General features: G+C 42.3%; 21 protein-coding genes. All 21 read right to left on the bottom strand.

Annotated features, from left to right (window positions below; all coding sequences use genetic code 11):
- Positions 1 to 6 precede the first annotated feature (6 nt).
- Positions 7 to 1,947: a BglG family transcription antiterminator gene (locus DAHG_RS01550; RefSeq protein WP_022936557.1), complete on the bottom strand. Its 1,941-nt coding sequence runs from the start codon at positions 1,945 to 1,947 to the stop codon at positions 7 to 9.
- 47 nt (positions 1,948 to 1,994) lie between these two features.
- A complete protein-coding gene (locus DAHG_RS01545; protein ID WP_022936556.1) occupies positions 1,995 to 2,855 on the bottom strand; it encodes a ketose-bisphosphate aldolase in 861 nt (286 codons plus the stop codon).
- A gap of 21 nt (positions 2,856 to 2,876) precedes the next feature.
- Positions 2,877 to 3,974 (bottom strand): PTS fructose transporter subunit IIC, encoded by a 1,098-nt coding sequence (locus DAHG_RS01540; RefSeq protein ID WP_022936555.1) that lies wholly within the window; start codon positions 3,972 to 3,974, stop codon positions 2,877 to 2,879.
- 14 nt (positions 3,975 to 3,988) lie between these two features.
- The gene (locus DAHG_RS01535) at positions 3,989 to 4,300 is read right to left on the bottom strand and encodes a PTS fructose transporter subunit IIB (protein ID WP_022936554.1); all 312 of its coding nucleotides are present in this window, start codon (positions 4,298 to 4,300) and stop codon (positions 3,989 to 3,991) included.
- The gene (locus DAHG_RS20350) at positions 4,297 to 5,397 is read right to left on the bottom strand and encodes a class I mannose-6-phosphate isomerase (protein WP_022936553.1); all 1,101 of its coding nucleotides are present in this window, start codon (positions 5,395 to 5,397) and stop codon (positions 4,297 to 4,299) included. The genes DAHG_RS01535 and DAHG_RS20350 overlap by 4 nt, the downstream gene beginning before the upstream one ends.
- Positions 5,394 to 6,845 (bottom strand): lactate racemase domain-containing protein, encoded by a 1,452-nt coding sequence (locus tag DAHG_RS01525; RefSeq protein WP_022936552.1) that lies wholly within the window; start codon positions 6,843 to 6,845, stop codon positions 5,394 to 5,396. The genes DAHG_RS20350 and DAHG_RS01525 overlap by 4 nt, the downstream gene beginning before the upstream one ends.
- A gap of 21 nt (positions 6,846 to 6,866) precedes the next feature.
- The gene (locus DAHG_RS01520; RefSeq protein ID WP_022936551.1) at positions 6,867 to 7,703 is read right to left on the bottom strand and encodes a triose-phosphate isomerase; all 837 of its coding nucleotides are present in this window, start codon (positions 7,701 to 7,703) and stop codon (positions 6,867 to 6,869) included.
- Positions 7,700 to 8,629 carry a transketolase family protein gene (locus tag DAHG_RS01515; protein ID WP_022936550.1) on the bottom strand — a complete coding sequence of 310 codons (930 nt, stop codon included), beginning with the start codon at positions 8,627 to 8,629 and terminating at the stop codon, positions 7,700 to 7,702. The genes DAHG_RS01520 and DAHG_RS01515 overlap by 4 nt, the downstream gene beginning before the upstream one ends.
- Positions 8,622 to 9,452, bottom strand: coding sequence for a transketolase (locus tag DAHG_RS01510; protein ID WP_022936549.1), 831 nt, complete (start codon positions 9,450 to 9,452; stop codon positions 8,622 to 8,624). Before DAHG_RS01510 ends, DAHG_RS01515 begins: the two co-directional genes overlap by 8 nt.
- Positions 9,453 to 9,678: 226 nt before the next feature.
- Positions 9,679 to 10,242 (bottom strand): helix-turn-helix domain-containing protein, encoded by a 564-nt coding sequence (locus DAHG_RS20345; RefSeq protein ID WP_022936548.1) that lies wholly within the window; start codon positions 10,240 to 10,242, stop codon positions 9,679 to 9,681.
- A 269-nt stretch (positions 10,243 to 10,511) separates the two neighbouring features.
- Positions 10,512 to 12,638 (bottom strand): FMN-binding protein, encoded by a 2,127-nt coding sequence (locus DAHG_RS01500; RefSeq protein WP_022936547.1) that lies wholly within the window; start codon positions 12,636 to 12,638, stop codon positions 10,512 to 10,514.
- Between the two features lie 79 nt (positions 12,639 to 12,717).
- Positions 12,718 to 13,527 (bottom strand): MerR family transcriptional regulator, encoded by an 810-nt coding sequence (locus DAHG_RS01495; protein WP_022936546.1) that lies wholly within the window; start codon positions 13,525 to 13,527, stop codon positions 12,718 to 12,720.
- Between the two features lie 124 nt (positions 13,528 to 13,651).
- Positions 13,652 to 16,291 carry a bifunctional acetaldehyde-CoA/alcohol dehydrogenase gene (gene adhE, locus DAHG_RS01490; protein ID WP_022936545.1) on the bottom strand — a complete coding sequence of 880 codons (2,640 nt, stop codon included), beginning with the start codon at positions 16,289 to 16,291 and terminating at the stop codon, positions 13,652 to 13,654.
- A 369-nt stretch (positions 16,292 to 16,660) separates the two neighbouring features.
- Positions 16,661 to 17,992 carry a magnesium transporter gene (gene mgtE, locus DAHG_RS01485; RefSeq protein ID WP_022936544.1) on the bottom strand — a complete coding sequence of 444 codons (1,332 nt, stop codon included), beginning with the start codon at positions 17,990 to 17,992 and terminating at the stop codon, positions 16,661 to 16,663.
- A 207-nt stretch (positions 17,993 to 18,199) separates the two neighbouring features.
- Entirely contained in the window at positions 18,200 to 18,871 is a 672-nt protein-coding gene (locus tag DAHG_RS01480; protein WP_022936543.1) for a GntR family transcriptional regulator, read from the bottom strand.
- A 62-nt stretch (positions 18,872 to 18,933) separates the two neighbouring features.
- Positions 18,934 to 20,028: a DUF871 domain-containing protein gene (locus DAHG_RS01475; protein ID WP_022936542.1), complete on the bottom strand. Its 1,095-nt coding sequence runs from the start codon at positions 20,026 to 20,028 to the stop codon at positions 18,934 to 18,936.
- 38 nt (positions 20,029 to 20,066) lie between these two features.
- On the bottom strand, positions 20,067 to 20,498 hold the full coding sequence (locus tag DAHG_RS01470; protein ID WP_022936541.1) for a DUF3284 domain-containing protein: 432 nt from the start codon (positions 20,496 to 20,498) through the stop codon (positions 20,067 to 20,069).
- Between the two features lie 160 nt (positions 20,499 to 20,658).
- Positions 20,659 to 20,880 (bottom strand): hypothetical protein, encoded by a 222-nt coding sequence (locus DAHG_RS01460; protein ID WP_022936539.1) that lies wholly within the window; start codon positions 20,878 to 20,880, stop codon positions 20,659 to 20,661.
- Positions 20,881 to 20,895: 15 nt separating this feature from the next.
- On the bottom strand, positions 20,896 to 21,204 hold the full coding sequence (locus tag DAHG_RS01455) for a PTS lactose/cellobiose transporter subunit IIA (protein ID WP_022936538.1): 309 nt from the start codon (positions 21,202 to 21,204) through the stop codon (positions 20,896 to 20,898).
- Positions 21,205 to 21,257: 53 nt separating this feature from the next.
- On the bottom strand, positions 21,258 to 22,562 hold the full coding sequence (locus DAHG_RS01450; RefSeq protein WP_022936537.1) for a PTS sugar transporter subunit IIC: 1,305 nt from the start codon (positions 22,560 to 22,562) through the stop codon (positions 21,258 to 21,260).
- 22 nt (positions 22,563 to 22,584) lie between these two features.
- Positions 22,585 to 22,890: a PTS sugar transporter subunit IIB gene (locus tag DAHG_RS01445; RefSeq protein WP_022936536.1), complete on the bottom strand. Its 306-nt coding sequence runs from the start codon at positions 22,888 to 22,890 to the stop codon at positions 22,585 to 22,587.
- Between the last annotated feature and the right edge of the window lie 5 nt (positions 22,891 to 22,895).

Genomic DNA, 22,895 nt, shown 5'->3' with positions numbered 1-22,895 from the left:
CACCTTTTATTGAACCAAATATTTGTACAGCTCATCCTCAGGCAGGCTGCGCAGATATTTCAGTTTCTCATCTGTTTCTATTAATTCTAAAAAGCCTTTATAAAATAATTGAACTCGTTTTGAATCCTCATGACTGCTGATTCGAAATACCAATAAAAATACTGTATCAACTTCATTCTCTGTATCCCATTGAATAGCCTCATCCAAAATCGCAATCGCTACCTTTGATTCATTAACTAAGCCTGAATTACCATGCGGAATAGCCACACTGTTGCCGATATAGGTTGATACAGTTTTCTCCCGTTTTAAGATTGACGCATGATATTTACTGCTGACATAACCAAGACTGACTAAATGCTTGGAAAGCAGACTCAGCAGCGCTTCCTTATCCTTCACCTTAAGATGGGTAAAAATAAGCTTTGGATCAAATAATGTATGGCATGATACATCAAATTTCTTCTTCGTCTCTAACTGTCGGCTTTTCAGCATTTCAATCTTTTGCTTAATCAAGCCAATTCCATTATCACTCAGCAGGGAGCTGAGCTGAATAACCTTATCACTGCTGATTTTTAAACTGGAGGTCGTAACAATCAAATCATACTGATCCAGCATTTTCACATTAAAATCATGCAGTGAAATAATTGCGATTTTCTCAACCTTAGGCACTGAAATCTTAATTTTATTACAGAACAGCTGATTCAATCCCATGCCAAGCTCAGTAACCAGTGCCATTTTTATCGGCTGTGACATACGGTCTAATGAAGATTGAATATACAGCGTAATGTAGCTTAGTTCCGTAGAGGATATATTGATTCCATAATATTCCTCAAACAAGATCGACAAAGCCCATGAAACTCTGTACGTCTGCTTATATTCCTCTTTGATAAAATTTGTTAAAGTCTGTGTACTGTGCTTTTCAAAACGCATTCTGAAAATAGCCGGCCGAATATGATTTAAAAGCCCGTAGTATAGCTCTTTATCCTGTGTCAAATCAACATTTATCACATCGCTGACAACAGATATAATACGGGTTATAAACGTTTTCAGCTTTTCATCATATTTGTAAGCATTGTTCTCCTCGAAATTTTCACTGTGAATCAAATAAGAACATAACAGCTGAACCGCGAAAAAGATGATCTCATCCTCACCAATCTCTACGCTGAACTTTTCCTCAATCATCTTAAACAGACTTTTTGACCAGCTGTATTCGTTGTACTTTAATACCGTCTTACGCTCAGTATCGGAAATAGTCAGTACCGTGTGCGAAAAGCGGCTGATTGCCAATGCCGCATAGACAAGCATGGAGTGAAAAGATTCCTCAGTAAATTTAAAATTCCATTCACTTTCAATGGCAAAGATACATTGCTTAAGCAATTCTAAATCTATACCCTGGGCAAAGATACGGATACTTTCATCAATACTATATAAATCATTATTGATAACTATATGTTTTATTGCCAGTCGTATGCTTTCTTCACTGCCCTTTAAGGTTATGCCAACATTTTTCTTGATTGACAAATGAAGTTCAAATAAGCTCAGCCATTCCTCACAGACCGTCAGATTTTTTCTGACCACAGGGATGGAATCATAAACCCGCTCGCTTAGTTCATTCAAGGTGATTTTGTTGTTTTTCCCAGATAGGATCAGTATCAGATATTTATAAATCTGCCGTTCACCGGTCATGATGTTCTTTAATTCATAATTAGCGAAAAGTTTATTGATTGCCGCTCTGTCTTCCACCACCAGATGCAGGCCCCTGCGCGGGGATTTATCAATATAGCCATATCCCGTTTCCTTCAGTGCATCATTGAGTATATCAATCTTTCTGCGGATCGTGCTTTCACTGGTATCCAAAATCGCAGCGATTCTGGATACGGAAATGGTTTCATTTTCACAAAGCAGCAGTAAAAGATTGTGCATTAAAGCGTTTTGTTTCACTGACTTCATTGTTCAACTCCTAATCAGGCAAGGCATTAAGCCTTGCCTCTCTGTGTTTAATAATAAGTGGCCTTGCCGCTGCTGCCAAACAGTTCCATTTTTTCCTGAACCGTCTTGCGTACTTCTAAAATAGATGGATTAAAAACCTGCGGCGGCATGAAATTGCCGGTTTCAGTATAAATCTCATTCACTTTTTTAAAGAATACCTGCTTGATGTCACTGGAAATGTTTACCTTTTGGATGCCGATCTGACAAGCCTTGGCAATTTCATCATCAGGATTATCACTGCCGCCATGCAGCACCAGCGGTACGGTTGCTGCCTTGTTGATTTCCGTTAATAATTCTAACTGAAGCTTAGGACGGAAACCCTTTGGATAGATGCCGTGAGCTGTACCGATAGCGATGGCCAGCGCGTCACAGCCGGTTGCTTCCACAAAATCTACAACCTCTTCCGCTTTAGTGTAAGTGATGTTTTCAACACCGCCCTCATCGGAATTACTCATCGAGCCAATCGTACCGATTTCAGCTTCCACGGAAACATTAAAACGATGGGCAAATTCAACGATTTGACGGGTTTGATTGATATTTTCAGCCAAGGGCAGCAAAGATCCGTCAAACATCACCGAGGTAAAGCCCGCTTGGATCGCGGCGGCACATTCCTCAATCGATTTTCCATGATCCAAATGTAAGGCAAAAGGAACCTTACTCGCTTTTAAGCGCTCTGTGACATAACGGAAAAAGTAAGGGGTGGCATACTTGAATTCACCTGGGGCAAATTGGAGAATGGCTGGTGTATTGGATGCTTCAGCCTGTTCCACCACGGCTCTTACGAGTGCCAGATCCGAGGTGTTAAAAGCACCGATGGCAAAATGATTCTCTTTAGCGACACTTAGTATCTCTTTTAAATTAAGCAACATAATTGGGTACCTGCTTTCTTCTTACATGATTTCAATTTCAATGTTGTCGAGATCTTCATCGGATAATTCTTTACCCAATTCAACCTCTTGTTTTTCATCCTCATCAGTCACCTTTTTCTTAATGAGTGCCAATACGATACCCGTCACAGCCGAGCCGATGGCCAGACAGATCAAGCCCTGCATCGGTGATGTAAAGAATGGGAAGGCAATAAATCCGCCGTTTAACAGTTCTGAGGAATTACCCCATACCATGGATAAACCGCCAGCTACAAATGAACCGCAGACACAGGCAAATACAACTCTGGCTAAGTCGCGGGCAGCGATCGGAATAACACCCTCAGAGATCATGAAGCAGCCCATCGGTACAGCTGCCTTTAATGTTTCCTTTTCAGCGCGGGTGAATTTATTTCTTGCCAGCAGACAGGCAATTGCGATGCCGAATGGCTGTATCATTGAGGCGATGATTTGTACTGTTTTAGCATCTCTGATTCCCTCGGCATATAAGGCATTCACAAAGGCTGTCGCCGTCTTGTTGACTGGCCCGCCAAAGTCAAAGGTAGCCATCGCGCCGAGTACGCCGCCGTAAATAAATTTAGAGCCTGAAGATAATGACTGCAGGAAGCCTGTCAGCTGTGCCATGAGCCAAATGATCGGTCCCTGAATGACCGCGTACATCAATAAGCCGGATATTGCGGTTGCGAGAAACGGGATGACCAGCATGCCTTTTAAGGATTCAATTACCTTTGGCAGATGAATATATTTCTTGCATAGATTTACAACGATACCCACTAAGATACCGCCGACCATACCGCCGATAAAACCAGTATTGATATTCTGAGCAACCCAGCCGATGATAAAGCCAGGCGCCAGTGCCGGCTTGCTGCCCATGGAAAAAGCAATGTAGGCGCAAAGCATCGGTACCATCAGCTGCATACCTAAGGAACCAGTTTGATAGAGCCAATAGCCAATACCGCTGTCACCGAGATTGGCGACTGATGAACCGGCCATCGCACGGCCGATCGCCATTGTAAGACCAGCACCGACAACTAATGGAATAAAATAGGAAATACCTGTGAGAATATGCTGTTTCAATTCCTTAATGTTGATAATGTCATTCATATGTTTCCATCTCCTTATTTTTGGATTACTTTCTCAACCTTCTGAATTAAACCAATCGGATTCTTAACAACGGTTGAAGTATCAACCTTAATCACTTTTTTCCCCGTAAAGCGATCCATCTTATCAATGGCAACATCAATTGCCAAAATGACTACATCGGCATCTTGAATATCCTTAGGATCAAGTTCATCCTCAATGCCAATACTTCCCTGTGTCTCACAGGAAATCGTGTGACCGCGCAGCTCAGCACTTTTAATCAGCTTTTCTTTCGCGATGTAAGTGTGAGCGATGCCGGTCGTACATGCGGCTACGGCTACAATTTTCATTTTCCTACCTCCTCGTTAATGGTTGGAATGCCAATGGTGAGCTTGCCTTCACCAACTACGCGTACACCTTTGCAGGCTGCCGGAATTAAAGCGGCGTGACCTTGGATCAGGGGTATCGAATGATCTGACCAGCATAGCTTCACATCGCCTTCAACCGCACACAGCACCCGGTGTCCGTCAAACTCAGGCATTGGATATTCGCCGGTGATAGTCACCAGCTGTACGCTGAATGAATCGTTCTGTTCTGGTTCGATCAGAGCGCTCAGCGTGTACTGCTCATTTTGTTCAAGACAGCGCTCCTTCATCAGTGAGCGTTCAAGAATTTGGGTATCATCATAGGTTGTATAATCAAACATATCGAAGCAGGCATCCGCGCCAAGACCGTAGAACATTTCCTCGTCGCTGATAGTCATGCCGTTGATGCTGCGTTCGACACGGATCGTCACATCATTGCATTCATGATATTCAAGAAACAGACAGCCCGGCCCGACACAATGTGGCATACCGGCTGGGATTAAAATCATCTGTCCCTGCTTGACAGGAATCTGATGCAGACAGTCAACCATCGCGTCAATATCCTGTTTTTCATAAAGCTGGCGCCAGAGCGCTTTTGTCACATGCGGTTTAAAGCCGGCATAGACACAGGTTTCTTTACCTTCAACCTCGCGTGTTCCCGCTATGTACCACGCCTCAGTCTTGCCCATCGGCATATGAAAATAACGTTTTGCATCTTCACGGTTAGGATGACACTGCATCACTAAACGCACCGTTGTATCACCGACTCTTGCCAGCATCGTCAGCTGATCAGGGTTGTACTTCTGAAAACGTTCGCCTAAGATTTCATTGGGATAAGCCTTAATTAAATCACTCAGCAAAATACCGCCCTGCTGATCTATCGTTTTGCTGATGGCATAGCCTTTCGGCTGCCCCTTGCTGATTGCACCAATGGAGGTAACCAATAGCTCCTCACACTGATGTGAATCCTCACAGGGCGGCATTTTACGCCATTCATGCATCAGCTTACCGCCGATATAAAAGCGCGTGATGCGGTTATCCTGAAACAGCAGCGGCATTTGGGTCAGCGCTTGATAAATCATCCTGTATACACCTCATCTTTCATCATTAAATGGACAGCACATTTCTTAAACGTTAAAGGCAGTGCCAGAATATGCGGATGCTCACCGACATATTTTTTCTTTGCGTCAGCCAGTGCTTCCTCAATCGTTGCCCGGGTCTTCATTCCCATGCCTCTTGCATAACCAGGTTCCTGGGCGCCGCAGATGTAGATTGCGGAAGTATTCATTTCCGCGATATGTGCGCATGAGATCATTGAAAAGCCATGGAAGGGATGGAACGCGTTGCAATAACGATATTGTCTGATCCATTCTTCATTTGTCGCGAAATATTCACTGTATCGATTCATATCGACCAGCGTATTCATGCCGTCTTTTTGAAACATTTCATACATCTTACGGGTATACGGCCACAATTCATCATGGAAATAGCCGTTGCATAGCGCTGCGCAGATAATCACACAATGATCTGACATCACCCGTTTTAAACGAATTACCTGCGCTGATATCGCCTGCATCAGCATGATTGGATTTGTTCCCATGCCATCGCCGTAATGGAAGAACTGCGGAGCGCCAAAGATCAGCACATCATACTTCTTTTCCGCGAACGGCACATAAGTGCGCTGATCCGCTATTTGCCAGCTAAGCGGCATCATTTCCTTTGCATAGCCGCTGAAGATTGCTATTTGACGGCTGAGTGTATCCAGCACAGCATCGCAGCAGAAGAACTTCTTGCCCATCTTTGCTTCCATATACATACCAATCTGATTAAATTTCTGGCGCATCAGGCTGTGAGAGCTGACTGGTGTAAAGTCATCACGGTGCATAACCTTAGGTACATGATGGGCAGCGATGCAGCGCCAATGAGTAATGCCTGTCGCACAATGCTTGTAGCCGCCGGAATATCCGCCGTAAGGATTGGCTTGGACATGACCGATCAGAATCGCTACATCCGCTTCAAAAACATATTTGTTCATGATTACATGATCACCGGCTTCATCAAAGCCCAGATCGATCAGATGTTCATCATCTTCAGAATCATGATTCATGATCTGATTTGTTGGATTAAATTCATTATATAATGCATCGCCTAAAACACCGCGGATTTCCTGTTCTGTATTCTTACGGTGCAGACCGTTGGAACAAATCAGCAGGATATCTTTTTTCTCAACACCGGCGGCATATAGTTCGTCAAGAATCAGCCGGATGCTTACCTTGCGGTGCGCGGTTGGCTGTTCACCGCCTTTTACGCGGTCAGGAAACACGATCACACACTTGCTTCCCTTATGAGCCAGTTTAGATAATGGCTCCATGCCGATAGGATTGCGGATACTTTTTAATGTCTCCTCAGCAATCTGATCCTCGGGTATACAAGCGGGATCTTTAACTGTAATACCTGGAATAAAAACCTCAGTATCCTCTGGAAGCTCAGCGCTCACACTGCCCTGTCCATATTCAAAATCAAGCTTCATAATAATGCCTCCCTGCAATAATTATTGCTTCAAATGCTGATGATAACGTTCGATGATGGCCAGAAATTCATCAGGATGAAAACCGAGGTGATCTTGAAAATTAGTCAGGCCTATCAAACCGCCGTCCATGCTTTCAATACCGGCAAGCATCGCTGCGTTGGCCAATTTTACACCGCCGCCATAGATAACCCTTAATTCAGGATCAAAGGTTTTGACAAGCCGGATTACCTTTTCGATATAAGCCTGATCCGCCGGCTGTTTGCCTGGGCCGATACTCCACAGCGGTTCATAACCGATTATGACGTGCTGATGGTCAACGTCTGCCAAGCCGATCGACAGCTGCTGAAGCAATACTTCATCCCACTGCGCAAGCTGCTCTGCCGCTTCACCGATGCAGTAACAGACATCCATGCCCTGTTTTTGAGCCATCTGAATTTCTTTATTTAACACTTGATTTACGATGATTGGATCATTCACACCGGCCAGCTGATATAAAGTATTCAGATGCCTGCGTTCCTCAAAATGGCCGATCAGGCTGCTTTGCGCACCGATTGCCTTCATCGCGCTGGCGGGTCTTAAACTGGTAAAAGCACCGAAATTCCCCTCCTTGCTGACATCCTCATAATGATTGGCTTGACAGCCGATACGGATGTTAGGACTCTCTTTAACTAATTCACAGCCACGGATCAAATAAGCTTCCGGGGGATAAATGGTAAAAGACAGATCTGGATATTTTTTTAATGGTTCAACTAATGGTAAAAGAATCGTATCAATATAGGCTGACGGTTCACACTCTGAAACACCATGATAGGCTTTAGGAATATCAAAACGTTTCAGATTGACAATGATATGTTTCATACTTTCAGCTCCTTTTGAATCGTTTCCGCAATCGCTTCGGGGGTTAAGCGATAAAGCTTGGCAAGATAGTCAGCATTGCCTGAACAGCCAAATTCATCCTGAATGCCAATTCGTAACAGACGGCCTTTACCGCGCTGGGCAATGACTTCCGCAATCGCACTCGATAAGCCGCCGATAACACTGTGATCTTCTACGCCGACAAGCAGACTGCCCTGATCAATGCATTCATTGATCTGTGCTTCATCCAGCGGTTTAATGGTATGCATGTCGATAACCGCGGCTTCAATGCCTTTTTCACTTAATAATGACGCAGCCTGCAGGGCGTTTTGGACAAGCTCTCCACAAGCAATGATACTGACATCGCCGCCTTTTCTCAGCAGGAAAGATTTGCCAATTTGATAATCTAAAGTATCATCATAGATTTGATCTACTTCCTGACGGCCGAAGCGTATGTAACAAGGGCCGTTCAATTTCAATGCGGCGGCTAATGCCTTAGCTGTTTCGGCACTGTCGCATGGCGCGAGAACCGTCATGCCGGGAAGTGTACGCATCAGTGAAAGATCTTCAATGCACTGATGGGAAGCACCATCCTCGCCGATCAGCACACCAGCATGAGAACAGACAATTTTCACATTGGCACGCGGATAAGCAATGCTGTTGCGAATCTGTTCATAGGCTCGGCCAGCGCCAAACATGGCGAAGGTTGACGCGAATACCGGTACACCGCAGCTTGCGATGCCGGCAGCCGTTGCCATCAGATCCTGTTCCGCAATTCCCATATTGATAAAACGCTGAGGATAAGCATTCGCGAATGCCTTAGTACCGGTTGCCTTTGATAAATCGGCATCCATCACATAGAACTCATTATCTGCCGCCAGTTGTACCAATGTCTTCCCATAGGTTATACGATTCGCGCATTTATTCATAAGTACCTCCAACCGTAAGTTCTTTGCATGCTTGTTCATACTGTTCACGATTCGGCGCGCCGCCATGCCAAGCAGCTTGATTTTCCATAAAGGACACACCCTTACCCTTAACGGTATTTAATACGATGCAGACAGGCTTTGTCTGTTCTTCTTTTAAATCTTTAAGCAAGGAGCTTATGACCTTTACATCATGGCCGTTAATCTCATAGATCTGCCAATTAAAAGCCTTAAACTTTTCCGCAATCGGCGCGTCATTCATCACTTCACTCACTAAACCGTCAATCTGCAAACCATTCGCATCCACAAACAACACCAGATTATTCAGCTTATAATGCGCGCTGGTCATGGCCGCTTCCCAAATTTGACCTTCCTGAATCTCACCGTCACCGCATAAGCAATAGATTCGCTGCTTCATATGACTGCGTTTTGCATAAAGAGCCATTCCGTTTGCGATCGATAAGCCCTGTCCCAGTGAACCAGTTGTAGCATCGACGCCGCGGGTCTTAGTCATTGACGGATGCCCCTGAAGTGTATCCCTGCCTTTGCGCAGCTGCTTCAGCGCTTCTACCTCAAAATAACCGCGAAGGGCTAAAGCCGCATAATAAGCGGGGGCACAATGCCCTTTCGATAAGACAAAACGATCACGCTCAGCCCAATCCGGTTTTAAAGGATCGATTGCCATCACATCAAAATAGAGTACCGAAAGCAGTTCCGCGATTGAAAGTGAACCGCCCGGATGACCGCTTTGCGCCAGATAAATTGATTCCAATGCTAATCTTCTGATCTGTGCCGCTTTTTCATTCAGCATTTTATAAGGTTCCATTTGCTACCATCCTTTTTTGATACTTTTATTATAAATTAAAGCTTGGCAAGGAAAAGTTAACAAAAAGTTTTATTAATGTGTTCAAAACTAATTTATACATTCATTTACGCAAAAAAGCCTTGATATCAGGATCATGAATTCCTGATATCAAAGCTTATTTTTCTATTGCTACTGATTATTTAAATAATCTTCTGTTATTCAAATAACTCATCAAGCTGAATCAAAATTAATTGGTCATCTGTAATTTCAAAACCACTCTTTTTACCCAAAAAGCTGATATTGCAAGTGCTACTAACATAGTTATTATATTGCCAATATACAGTGGTAATATACTATTCAAAAGCCAACACATGATACAAAATATCAACTGTTCAAAAGCAATCTTTTTTCTTATTTCTGGTTTTAACTTCCATATGCCAAATGACATTAAGATACCCATTACAAAAATAATAAATAGACAAATCCCTTGCAGTAAGGCATCTCCTTTGCCCAACGAATACAGAATACAAGATCCGCTGTAAATAGTAGTCGTTAGCATCATAAAGCTCCTATTGAATTTCGATATATTAATTTCTTTTTCATGATCAACAGTACCTGTTAATCTACTCAACGGTACTTCAAAAAATTCAGCAAGTCTAATTAGATTCTTCGTACTTGGTTTACTCTTATTCGCTTCCCACTTAGAAATCGTTTGACGACTTATATTCATATATTCAGCTACCATTTCTTGTGTCATATTCTTTTTTATTCGTAAATCTTGAAGCTGTAATCCTAACTTCTCATCTTCCATTTTTGTATACCTCTTTCATTGTTCACATTTTAAACCGTAATTTTATAAATATCTACCAACTATTACGCAACTATAGGGTGCATTGCTATTAAAATTGTCATTTTTTATGTTTTTATCCCATTCTTGCTCTAATATGTATCAAATTATATAATACATAATTCATATTAACAATCATTTTCAGCTAACCATGACAGCCTCAATCTGAATATAACAAAAAGCCGCAGGCATCCAGATTCACTGAACACTTGCAGCATTTGTTAATTATTGAGTTATTTAGTTAAACCGTATTCCGCAGCCGCGTGACCGCCAAGATAACCAGAAACGAAGGTCCAAGACTGAGCCTGACCGCCCCAAGGTGTATATGGTTTACCTTCAATATTTTCAACACCCATTGAATCTGTACCTACCGCAAACAGATTTTCAATCGGTGTACCGTCAGCACGAAGAACATTCATGTTGACATCCACATCAAGTCCGCCAACCGTACCATAGGTATAGCCGGAACAAATTACGGCATAATATGTTGTTTCATTACCGCCTAAGGTCGCTGATAAAACGGCTTCATCACAACCGATCTGCGCCGCTAAATCACTGATTGATGATGCCTTCAGCACATTGTTGTACTGCATGCCAACTTCAAGTATTGTATCCAGATCAGCAATCGGCGTACCTACGGTAAAGCTGCCGCCCTGTCCCATAAACATCGATGTAGCACTTGCAAAGTTTTCGCTGAAGCCTACAGTTTTAAACTCATTGATCTGATCTTCAGTATAAACATTATAATATTTATAGCCCGGAATCATCGCTTCCGTTAAGGTTGGATCTAAGTCCTCACCATGAATGGTTACGGCTTTTTCACCTTTCACTAAAGCTAAAGCAGATAATACAGCCTTCTGATCAGCACTTAAATCATCATTCTTAATCATATTCGGCACTTGAAGAATATGAATCATCGGTGCTACTGCCATCATGTAAGTCGTACCGCCGGCAGCCTGCCCCATCTTAATACCAGCACCGTCATTGATCGTAGCCGCAACCGTATTAGGCATCGTGCCCCAGTTTTCCTCAACCATCTTTGCATCACCGATATAACCGCCGGTTGCCAGAATTACAGAATCACCATAGATTTCATAAGTCGTACCGTCATAACCAACAGCTTTTACACCGACAATCTTATCACCATCATAAAGCAATTCTTCTGCCGTTGTTTCAAGCTGATAACCATTTTTATCATTCAATGCCGCGGCTTTTTCCATGGCCCGGTCAAATTGATTGGTCTTTTGCGGACCGAAGATATTGGCCTTGCCGTCCTCACCAACATAACGCGTCCAGAACTGTGACCACTCCGGTTTCGCAAAGCTCATAATCATACCGGCAAATTCAAAGCCAAAGTTCTCCATATAATAATCAAGGTAAGTACCGCTGTTATAAACAGCTTCATGAATAATATCCGCTTTCACGTCACTTTCAACATAGTCGATCCATGTGTTATAAACATCGTCTGGATTAGCGAAAGTTACATCCTCATAAACCGCTGATTTTGAATTAATAACCATCGGCCCGGTAGTGGTTGCTGACTGACCGCCCAGTTTTGCTGCTTTTTCAATACCGAATACATTCGCACCCGTATCTGCAGCCGCACAATAAGATAAAATACCGGAACCGCCAAGACCGACAACAATAACGTCATAGCCTTCCAGCTTAACTGTATCACTTTTCTTTTCCACAGCCTTCTGCCATTGGGCAGGATCACCGCCGGCTAACACGATTGCCTGGGATACTAAATCACGGATCGCATTGGATGTCGTTGTAGCACCGCTGATTGTATCAGTTGCCAGACTTTGATTTTCAATCAGACGATCAATCATAAGATCAAAAGCAGTCTGGGCAATTTCACCAGTCTCTGATTCATGCTCCTCAGTAATCGTAATCGCACTGATCTTATTATCCTTGATTGTCACATCAGCACTGATCATGCCAGTCCAGCTGTAACCCGTACTCTTCACTGAATATGTACCATCATTCAACGCTGTTTGTTCACTGACAACACCCATTGCCTGATCCAAGGCTTGTTTTAAAGCCGCCTTAACCGCATTACTAGTCATCGTTGCGCCAGACACACCATCAATCTCACTATTTTGTTCTGTCTTGATTTGTTCAATCAGAGTTTCCAAAGCAGCACCGCCGATGTTTGGTGTTTCATCACTGCCTTCAATAGTTACCTCGGTAATACTATCAGCATCTGTTGTAACCGTAACACTTACCGTTCCGCCAAACCCCTGTGCTTCGCCGGTATAAGTTCCCGGTGTATAAATACCCTCGGCATTTTCCTTTGTACACGCGCTCAGTGACAATGCCATCATTGCCGACATGAGCAGACATAAAACTTTTTTCATCCTTAACCCTCCTGTTACCATTTAAGGATAAACCTTACAACTGTTTTAAGGTCAAGAGTGATTGTTAATGTATTAGCATTTACTTCTTTTTCAGCGGCAAGAAAAATTCAAAATAATTCTTATCTTCTTCAACATAGTTCATATACAGAGCAATGCCATAAAAATCACCGGCTGCCTCATATCCATGTTCATCAGCATAGGCCAGCAAAGGCTGAAACACTGTTGATGAAAAGGTTGATGTCTCCAATATCTGATGGGCCAGCGGTGCTTTCAGTGTGATCTTGTGATTTTCGATTTCATGAATTGGACAATGCGTTTCTGCCCATTCCTTTTTGAGAAAAACGCCATATTGAAAATCAAAAGCATGAGTGGGTTCAAGAACACGCTTTAATGATATCTTAAAGCCCTGACGGATATGCGGCGCCTTTTTCTGAAATTCAAGCAATTCATCGCCATCCTCTGACTCAAGCCCCAGACCGCTGCCCTTTTTCAAGACTCCATAAAATTCCTTATCCTGCTCATCAATCCAGCATTCCCCTGAGTGTTTCAGCGCCGTCTCTATCGAATCCGCATACTCCTTTAGTTCAACCTTTAACAGCTGGAGCTGAGCAATCTGCTGATCAACCTCATCGATGCGCCGATCAAAAGCTGCCTGTACCGCTTCATCTTGATATTCCTTAAACAAAGAGCGAATCTCTTTTAAAGAAAAGCCCATTGAGCGGTATAATGCCGTCTGCATTAATATTTTATTATCACGCATAGAAAATTCACGATACTGATTCTGTTCATTCCGCTGCGCTTCTACCAATCCCATCTCCTCATAGTGACGCAGTGTCTGCGGTGAAACACCCATTGCCTTAGCCATCTGTCCTACCGTATATCGTTTCATAGCTGATCCTCCATTTACCTTATTATAACAAATCTTTAATCAATACTAAAATAAATGAATACGCCATTTAAGATAAAGAAAAACACAGGAAGAAGCATCCTGTGTTTAATCATCTTTTACTTAATTAGTTGCCTTTATATGCTTTTTCAAGAATATCAATCATATCCTCGATCATTGGCAGACGTGGATTTGCCGGTGAGCACTGATCTTCATAAGCAAGCAGAGCAATTCTTCTTTCTCTGTCTTTCCAATCTTTTTCATCAATACCCTGGTCAGCAAAATTCATCTTGATACCGCATGCTTTACCTAAATCAGCGCAAGCTTTCGCGTAAGATGCGACACCCTCTTCAACAGTGGATGCAGGCAGACCGAGCATTTGAGCGATTTCTGCATATCTTTCATCAGCACGATAGTAATTATACTTCGGCCATAAGCTGTTTTTCTGCGGTTTTGTACCATTGTAGCGGATTACATGCGGCAGCAGAATCGCATTGGCACGGCCATGCGGAACATGGAATTCAGCACCGATCTTATGAGCGATGGAGTGGTTAACACCCAGGAACGCGTTGGCAAATGCCATACCTGCGATACAAGAAGCATTATGCATCTTTTCACGTGCTTCTGGATCATTAGCCCCATTATTTACTGCGCGCAGCAGATATTTGAACACGATCTTAATTGCCTGTAAGCATAAACCATCCGTATAATCATTAGCCAATGTAGAAACATAAGCCTCAGTAGCATGAGTTAATACGTCCATACCGGTATCAGCCGTTATTGAACGCGGCAGATTCATTGTCAGAGCTGGGTCAACAATCGCGATTGTTGGTGTCAGTGAGTAATCAGCCAGCGGATATTTCTTGTTGGCAATCTTATCAGAGATAACCGCAAATGGTGTTACTTCTGAACCTGTACCAGAGGTTGTTGGGATACAAACCAGTTTTGATTTCTTGCCTAATTCCGGATAACGGAAGGCGCGTTTACGGATATCGATGAATTTTTGTTTCAGATCATCGAAGTTAACTTCAGGATTTTCATAGAACAGCCACATACCCTTAGCAGCATCCATACATGAACCGCCGCCTAATGCGATAATCGTATCCGGCTGGAAGGCTCTCATGATTTCAACACCGCGCTGTACTGTTGCGATTGATGGATCTGGCTCAACATCGCAGAATAATTGATATTGAACTTTATTACGGCGCAGGTTCAGCTGATCAGTGACCTTATTTACATAACCTAAATCAACCATTGAACGGTCAGTAACAATATAGACACGTTCCATTTCTCTCATTTGTCTCAAATACTCAATTGAATCTCTTTCGAAATAAATCTTAGAAGGTACTTTGAACCATTGCATATTGTTTTTACGTCTCCCCAGTTTCTTGATATTGATCAGGTTAATGGCACTTACGTTGTTGCCAACCGAGTTATGTCCATAAGATCCGCAGCCAAGTGTTAATGATGGGAGGAAGGCGTTGTATACATTACCGATACCGCCGAAAGTAGAAGGTGAATTCCAGATAATACGGATTGCTTTCATACGTTTGCCGAATTCTTTCGCAATCGCATCATCAGATGTATGAATCGCAGCTGAATGTCCCAGACCGTTAAACTCAACCATCTGTTCAGCCATCTTCATACCTTCTTCAGTAGTTGTTGATTTCAACACTGCTAATACTGGTGATAACTTCTCACGAGTCAGCGGTTCATTAGGACCTACTTCTTTACATTCAGCTAAGATAATGACGGTATTTTCAGGAACCTTGAAGCCCGCTTGTTCCGCAATCCATTTTGCAGATTTACCAACCTGATTCGGATTCATTTTAGCTTTATCAACATCTGCTGAATAAGCTGTTACACCGAAGATATATTTTTCAAGCAATTCTTTTTCTTTCTTATTAGCCATGTAAACTCCGAAAGTTTTCATTTCCTTCAGGAATTCATCATAGATTTCTTTATCGATTATGGCAGCCGATTCAGAAGCACAGATCATACCATTGTCAAATGCCTTTGATAACACGATATCATTAGCAGCCTGACGGATATTACATGATTTTTCTACATAAGCAGGTACGTTGCCGGCACCAACACCTAATGCTGGTTTACCGCATGAGTAAGCTGCTTTAACCATTGCATTGCCGCCAGTTGCCAAGATTGTAGAAATACCTGGATGATTCATCAATGCGTTTGTACCTTCCATTGAAGGTTTTTCAATCCACTGAATGCAGTTCTTAGGAGCACCCGCCGCAACAGCTGCATCATAGACAACCTTAGCCGCTTGAATTGAACATTTAACAGCAGATGGATGGAAGCTGAACACGATTGGATTTCTTGTCTTCAAACAGATTAAGCTTTTGAAGATTGCTGTTGAGGTTGGGTTGGTTGTCGGTACGATACCGCAGACAACACCTACCGGTTCCGCTACTTCAGTAATGCCTGTAACATCATTTTCAGAAATGATGCCTACTGTTTTGGTATGACGCATATTGTTGACAACATGCTCACAGGCGAATAAATTCTTTGTTGCCTTATCTTCAAACACACCGCGGCCGGTTTCTTCGATTGCGGCCAATGCCAGCACACCATGCTGATCCAGTGCAGCAACTGATGCCTTCGCTACGATATAATCAACTTGATCTTGATCCAGCAGCATGAATTCATCGAGTGCCTTCAAACCGTTATCTACTAAACGATTTACTTCAGCAACTGCCGGGCTGACAGCTTGAACATTTTCTACTTCTTTTTGTTTTTCGTTTGCCATATTTTTTCCTCCAAACCTTATTGTGATTTCTTTCACACACATAGGTTAACACAAGAAAATGACGTTTGCAAGCACTTTTGTTAACAAATTCACATTTATTTTAATGTAACCGTTATCAATTTTACAAATCATCAAAAAGCCTGATATGAAAGCCTTTTCTTAATGTTCAAGAGGATTTTGTGAAAAAATTACGCAGCTGTTTGTGAAGCTTTTTCATTGCCTCGCCTTGCTTTCAGCCCCTAGTGGAAAAGCACGTCTTAAAAGTCAAAATGTAAGTGTTATCATAAACTAATTCAACGTTATGAAACCAATCTTTTTCACAAGCTCCATAAAAAAAGCTATGCGGCATGCATAACTTGGTTTTAATTTCTACAACCCCAATAAATGGGTGGCAATCTGGAAATAAACAATCAAGGACAATGCATCAACGATTGTCGTAATGAATGGGCTGGCCATAACGGCAGGGTCAAAACCTACTTTTTTTGCCAAGATCGGCAAGGTACAGCCAATGAGCTTCGCCATGATTACGGTAATCACTAAAGTCAGGCATACGACAAGCGCAACACTCATGCCTACCTGATCGATCAGCATCAGCTTGACAAAGTTAGCCGCAGCCAGTGTGCCGCCGCATAAGAGCGCCACCCGCAGTTCCTTCCAGATGATGCCAAACACATCACTGTATTCAATTTCACCTAACGATAATCCGCGGATTACAGTAACACTGGCTTGTCCGCCGGCATTGCCGCCCGTATCCATCAGCATCGGTATAAATAAGGTCAGCACTGTACAGACACTGAGCGCGTCTTCAAAGCTTTTGATTACCTGACCGGTAAAGGTTGCCGACACCATCAGCAGCAACAGCCATGGAATACGTTTTTTATAAGTTTCAAAAATGCCAGTATACATATAAGGTTTATCAGACGGCATGATGGCAGCCATCTTTTCAATATCCTCTGTCGTTTCTTCATCAATAATATCGACGATATCATCGACTGTGATAATCCCAACCATCCGATTTTCATTATCAACTACCGGCATCGCGGTAAAGTCATACTTTTTAAATTGTGCGGCAACCTCTTCCTGATCCATCAGCGTATGAATGGCAATAACGTTCTCATGCATAATATCACCGATTGTCTGATCTGGACGGCTCAATAAGAGGTAGCGCAAAGCTGCTGTGCCTAAAAGCTTGCGTTCATGATCCAGCACATAACAAATATTGATTGTTTCACTGTCCAATCCCTTGCGGCGGATACGCTCAATAGCCTGCGCGACCGTCAGACTCTCCTTCAGATCAATATATTCAACGGTCATGATACTGCCTGCCGAATATTCAGGATAACGCAATAAATGATTAATATCCCTTCGCGTTTCCGCACTGGCATTGGTCAGCAGCTTTTTCACGATATTTGCCGGCATTTCCTCCAAAAAATCAGTGGCATCATCAGCCATCAGATTATCGATAATCGTTGCCGCTTCACGGTCACTTAAGGATGTAATAATAAACTGCTGACTGGCTACCTCTAAATATGAAAACACATCAGCGGCCGCATCCTTAGGCAAAATGCGAAACAGCTTCAGCATTTCCTCATCTTCAAGCTCATCCAAGATTTCCGCAATATCGGCTATATTCATCTCTGAGAGATATTTTCTCAACTGTTTAAACTGCTTTGCTTCTAATAATTTTTTGATTTCTTCCATAATCTTCTCCTTCCAATCGTGGAATCATGTTCCTGACTCGCTCATAACCATCGTTTTGACTATCCGGACTCATAAAACCACCACCTTTCAGAGAATAAATTGTCATCAAATCATTTCTGACACAACTTTAAATCCTATTTAATTATACCACACAAAGGCAGCCTTGAATGAAAAAACAGCCAGATGTCTGACTGTCTTAAGTTATCGTTATAATGTCATTTCAATAACCTTTTCATTAGGGTTATTGAATACCTTCATATATAATAAGGGCTTGCCGTTCTTGCTGGTAATCACGTTCTCCACAAGAATAATCGGCGTATTAATTTTAAGCTTAAGAAGATGCGCGTACTGCGGCGGTACAATGATCGGCACAAACGTCTGTGACAGGCTGCCATGCGCAATGTATGAATTAAAATCAAGCAGCTTTTTAAAATTACCCAGATCCTCATCAGGAATGCTTAAACGTGGAAAATAGATTTCCTCAATCGATTGAGGACGTTCCTCAAACATTGCCACCCGAACAATTCTTAACACCGATTCCTCTGATGAGATAAATAAACGATCCTGGACATCTTTGGAAGAGGTCGCCTTGATATCAAAATATAGAATCTTATACTTGATCGGCCGCTCTTCCGCAAAAGGGTCTACTGAAGTATTGCGCTTATGCAGTCTTTCATCCGCTACAAAGGTGCCTTTATTGGAATCCCGGTACAAATAACCCTCATCAACCAATTCATTTACAGCCTTGCGTACGGTCATGCGGCTCGCGTTATATTTAACTGCAAGATCGCGTTCACTGAGAATTGGCGCATTGGCGCTAAGCTGCTGTATCTCTTCAATCATCTGATCTTTTATCTGCAGATAAATGGGTGCTGCCACAAGTATCACTCCTTTTGCTTTCTCCCATAATTATATGGTATAGTCCACAAAAAAACAAGACTCTAATCTTTTTTCATGAATGCGAAAGGAATCCATGGCTGAATATAATCCAGCAGCATTGACTCATTATCAGGAATTCTGCCCACCACATTGCGGCGTCCGTCATTTGGCATATCTTTTAAGATAATCTGCAGTTCACCTTTATACCGTGAATAGTTATCATTAATGACAATTACATCACCGCGTTTTAAATCACGGGTATTAGCCGCTGGCACACTTTCCGCCGCATAAGTAACTCTTGGCATTGTAGAACGTGCCATATATTCACTCATATCACCGCGGACAAAATGCTCATGTTCATAAATAACCTTATATTCGGTCGGATTTAATTCCTTTTCAAAGTCGATACTGAAGGTCAGCAGGGCTGGATCAATCATTGAACAAATACGCAGCTCCTCTTCACTGGCAAAAGCGTTGGCAATGATTACATCATCCACCTGACGCGTCGCAAACAGATGCCGTACCTGCACATCAATCGGCAGCTCACGATGCATTTCCAATGTACATAAGCCTTCATTTACCGGCCAAGGGCCAAACGTATCACGCTTCTGTGAAGAAACAAAAGCCGCAATTTTCAATCCCTGCTTTTTAATATCTTCATTGCAGTGATTGAAATGTTTCAGCGATAGTCCGGTATACTTCTGCGGATAAAAATTGTGACATGTAATTAAACCATCCTTATTCGGATAATGACTCATAATATTAGCAATATAACCATTACCAAAGCTGGCATTGATTTCTATCTTCAACCGCTCTTTATTATAGCTCATCAAGCTTTCCTTTAAACCATCAAAGCCCTCATCAAGACGGATACCATCTACATTTAATGCTGTGAAAAACGATAAATCTTTATAAGTAATACCCAAGCGTTCAAAGACAAACGGCGCTACATCTAAAATAACTTCCATACCATGTTCATGAGCAGCAGCGATCATTTTTGAATATTCTTCAATAATCTCTTCACGGCTGCGTTCCCCCACACTAAGCAGACAGCTGAAAATGCGTTTAAAGCCGTAGCGGGCTGCCAACCTGATATACTCTTGGATTTCTTCCATTGATGAATGTTCAGGATAAACTGAAATTCCTAATCTTGCCATAGTTGTTCCTCCTAGTAAAAATGAGAATGCTCCCATTCTCATTCTTGTATCATTTTTTCAATCGCATCCAGCATGAGATTCATTTTCTTTTTACTGGAACGTTTATATAATTTTGACATGATTGAATAATTCAGACTTTTACTCTTTGATTCTGAGAAAAAATCTTCCTTATACGTCACCTCAAATTGCTGATTATCTAAAGGCTCTAAATCATAAGATAATTGATTGATTCCCTGGGCACTTTTAAAGCTGGCGGCATAATGATTCTCTTCAAACCGGTCAATACTGACACTCACCGTTCCCTCATTGCCAAAACTGTTGCGCAGCTTTTTCTGATAAGTAAGACCGCTCTTCAATACATCGCTGGTATACTCTGCCTGCATGGCAGCATTATAATCACTTAGCAAAGAGTCTGTCAAAACCTTGAAATAGGCTTTAATATCTCCATGTACGATTCGTTTGACTTCCATCTTACTTCCCTCTTTTCCTATAAAGCATATAAGCTGAACCAACTACCAGAACTATTCCGCTTGTCATAAGTGAAGCAGAAAATTCTACAGTTGGTGATAACGCAATCAGCAAAAAGCCAAGACTTAATAAAAAGATTGTCCAGTTCTTCATTGTATCACCCTATTCCTCTGTTACTTGAAAATATAAAACAGAACCGATTTCCGTTGCCTTAATAATGCGTTTCGCAGCAGCAATCGCCTTTTCCTTATCTTCTATATTAACAGAAAACTTCATTTTAATCCCCTTTTTTTCTACAAATTTAAACTGACAGTCCTCACCCTCATATTTTTCCAGCTGTTCAATAATAAAATCTTGTTTAATTGGGCATGAAACACAAATCATCTTATTCACCCCTCTCTATTTCAAACGTTTATATACGTCGATAAATTCAGCAGCCAAGATTTTAAAACCCTCAGCGCTCATCAGCTGATCCTCAGCATGCAGCAGCAGCAAAGCAAAATCAATTTTTTCGCCGCCGGCTTCCTGCTGAATCAGTTTAGCATGCGCGTGATGTCCCTCAAGAAATAACTGATCGCCTTCATCCATCATCTTTTCAGCTTCATCAAAACGGCCTTCTTTAGCTTCCTGAATAGCGTTGATGAAGCAGCTGCGGGCACCGCCGACATTAGAGATAATCTGAAAACAAATTAATTCCAAACCTTCCATGACCTTTTCCTCCAAAAGCATGGGGGAAGGAATCCTTCCCCGCTGCTTAATTATTATTCTTTAATTTCAACCCGGTTAGCAATGATTACAAAGACAGACCAGATAGCAATACCGACAGCCAGATTGAATAATGCGAGCAGAGCCGCTGAGAAGCTGAAGCCAGTAGCGAACCAAGCATATAATACCGGCGGCATAACCCAAGGTACTTCTAAGAATACCGGTGGCACTAAGCCGATTGATGTTGCAACATAGGCAATGATAACCAATACCGTTGGTACTAATACCCAAGGAATCAGATAAACTGGATTTAAAACGATCGGCAGACCGAAGACAACCGGTTCGTTGATATTAAACAGACCCATCGGAGCACTTAATTTAGCAACCGCTCTTGTTTCTTCACGTTTAGAGAAAATGAAGATTGCGATAATTAAAGCAATTGTACAGCCAGCGCCGCCCATCCATGCATAAGCGTCAAATGAACCTCTAGTCCAGATATATTTTAATTCAGAAATAGACTGTGTAGCATTGTAAATGTTTGTGTTTTCAGCTAATGCTGTCTTGTAGATACCATCTAATACCGGTGCCAGCACGTTTGAGCCATGCAGACCGAAGAACCAGAAGATAGAAACACAAGCGGTAATGATAATAACTGAACCAAGACCCTGAGACATTGACAGGAATGGCATTTGAACATATTCAAGAATTAATGCATATAATGAAGTTCCAGCAAATTTATCTAATGCCCATGTAATCAAACCGATAGCGTACATTGCCGTAACACCTGGGATGATTGCAGCAAATGCCTTGCTGACAGCTGGCGGAACTTGTTCAGGCAGCTTAATAGTGATGTTTTTCTTCATCATCTTAGCGTAGATAATCGTAGCGATGAAACCAACGATCAATGCGGTAAACAGACCTTTCGCATCCAGATAACCAACAGCTAAGTTACCCCAAGCGCCGATTGTCGTACCGTCTTCCAAAGCCACAACGGTTGACTGAGGAGTAGCGATAATAAATGATGCAAATGAAATCAGACCACCGGCTAATGGGTTTGTATCATAAGCCTTTGATAATTGATAACCGATAGCGAATGCGAATACCATTGACAATGTAGCAAGCGTTCCCCACCAAACATTGCCGTTAATACCAATCAGCCATTGGAAAGCTTCTGTAATGCCGTTTAATTCAAATTTGGCAGGCAGATCTCTGACGATTGCATTCAGCAAAACAGCGATTGAACCAGCCATTGTAATCGGCATGATACTAATAAATGCGTCACGTATAGCGACGAGGTGTTTCTGTGAGCCAATTTTCGCAGCTACAGGAACAAACTTTTCTTCCATCCAAGATGTAAACATAGTTCTTTCTCCCTTTTATTTTTTATTTGTTTAATAATGCAAGTGCATCATCGAGCACTTTAGCTCCATTCATCATTCCATAAGCAGCCATATCGATAACCATTACCGGTTTTTCATGATTGACACGCTCATTCATTTTCTTCTCAAGATAACGAACTTGCGGGCCAAGCAATACGATATCAGCCTTGGCGGCATCTTCTTTAGACTGGGCATCTCCCACCGCCCAAATCTTGGCTTCAACTCCTTTGGCTTGAGCGGCCTCATCCATTTTCTTAACCAGTGCGCTGGTTGACATGCCAGCCGAACATACCAGAAGTATATTTACCATGCTGT

The organism is Dielma fastidiosa (assembly GCF_000313565.1).
GTDB classification, from domain to species: domain Bacteria; phylum Bacillota_I; class Bacilli_A; order Erysipelotrichales; family Erysipelotrichaceae; genus Dielma; species Dielma fastidiosa.
This window is presented reverse-complemented; position numbering and strand designations above follow the sequence as displayed.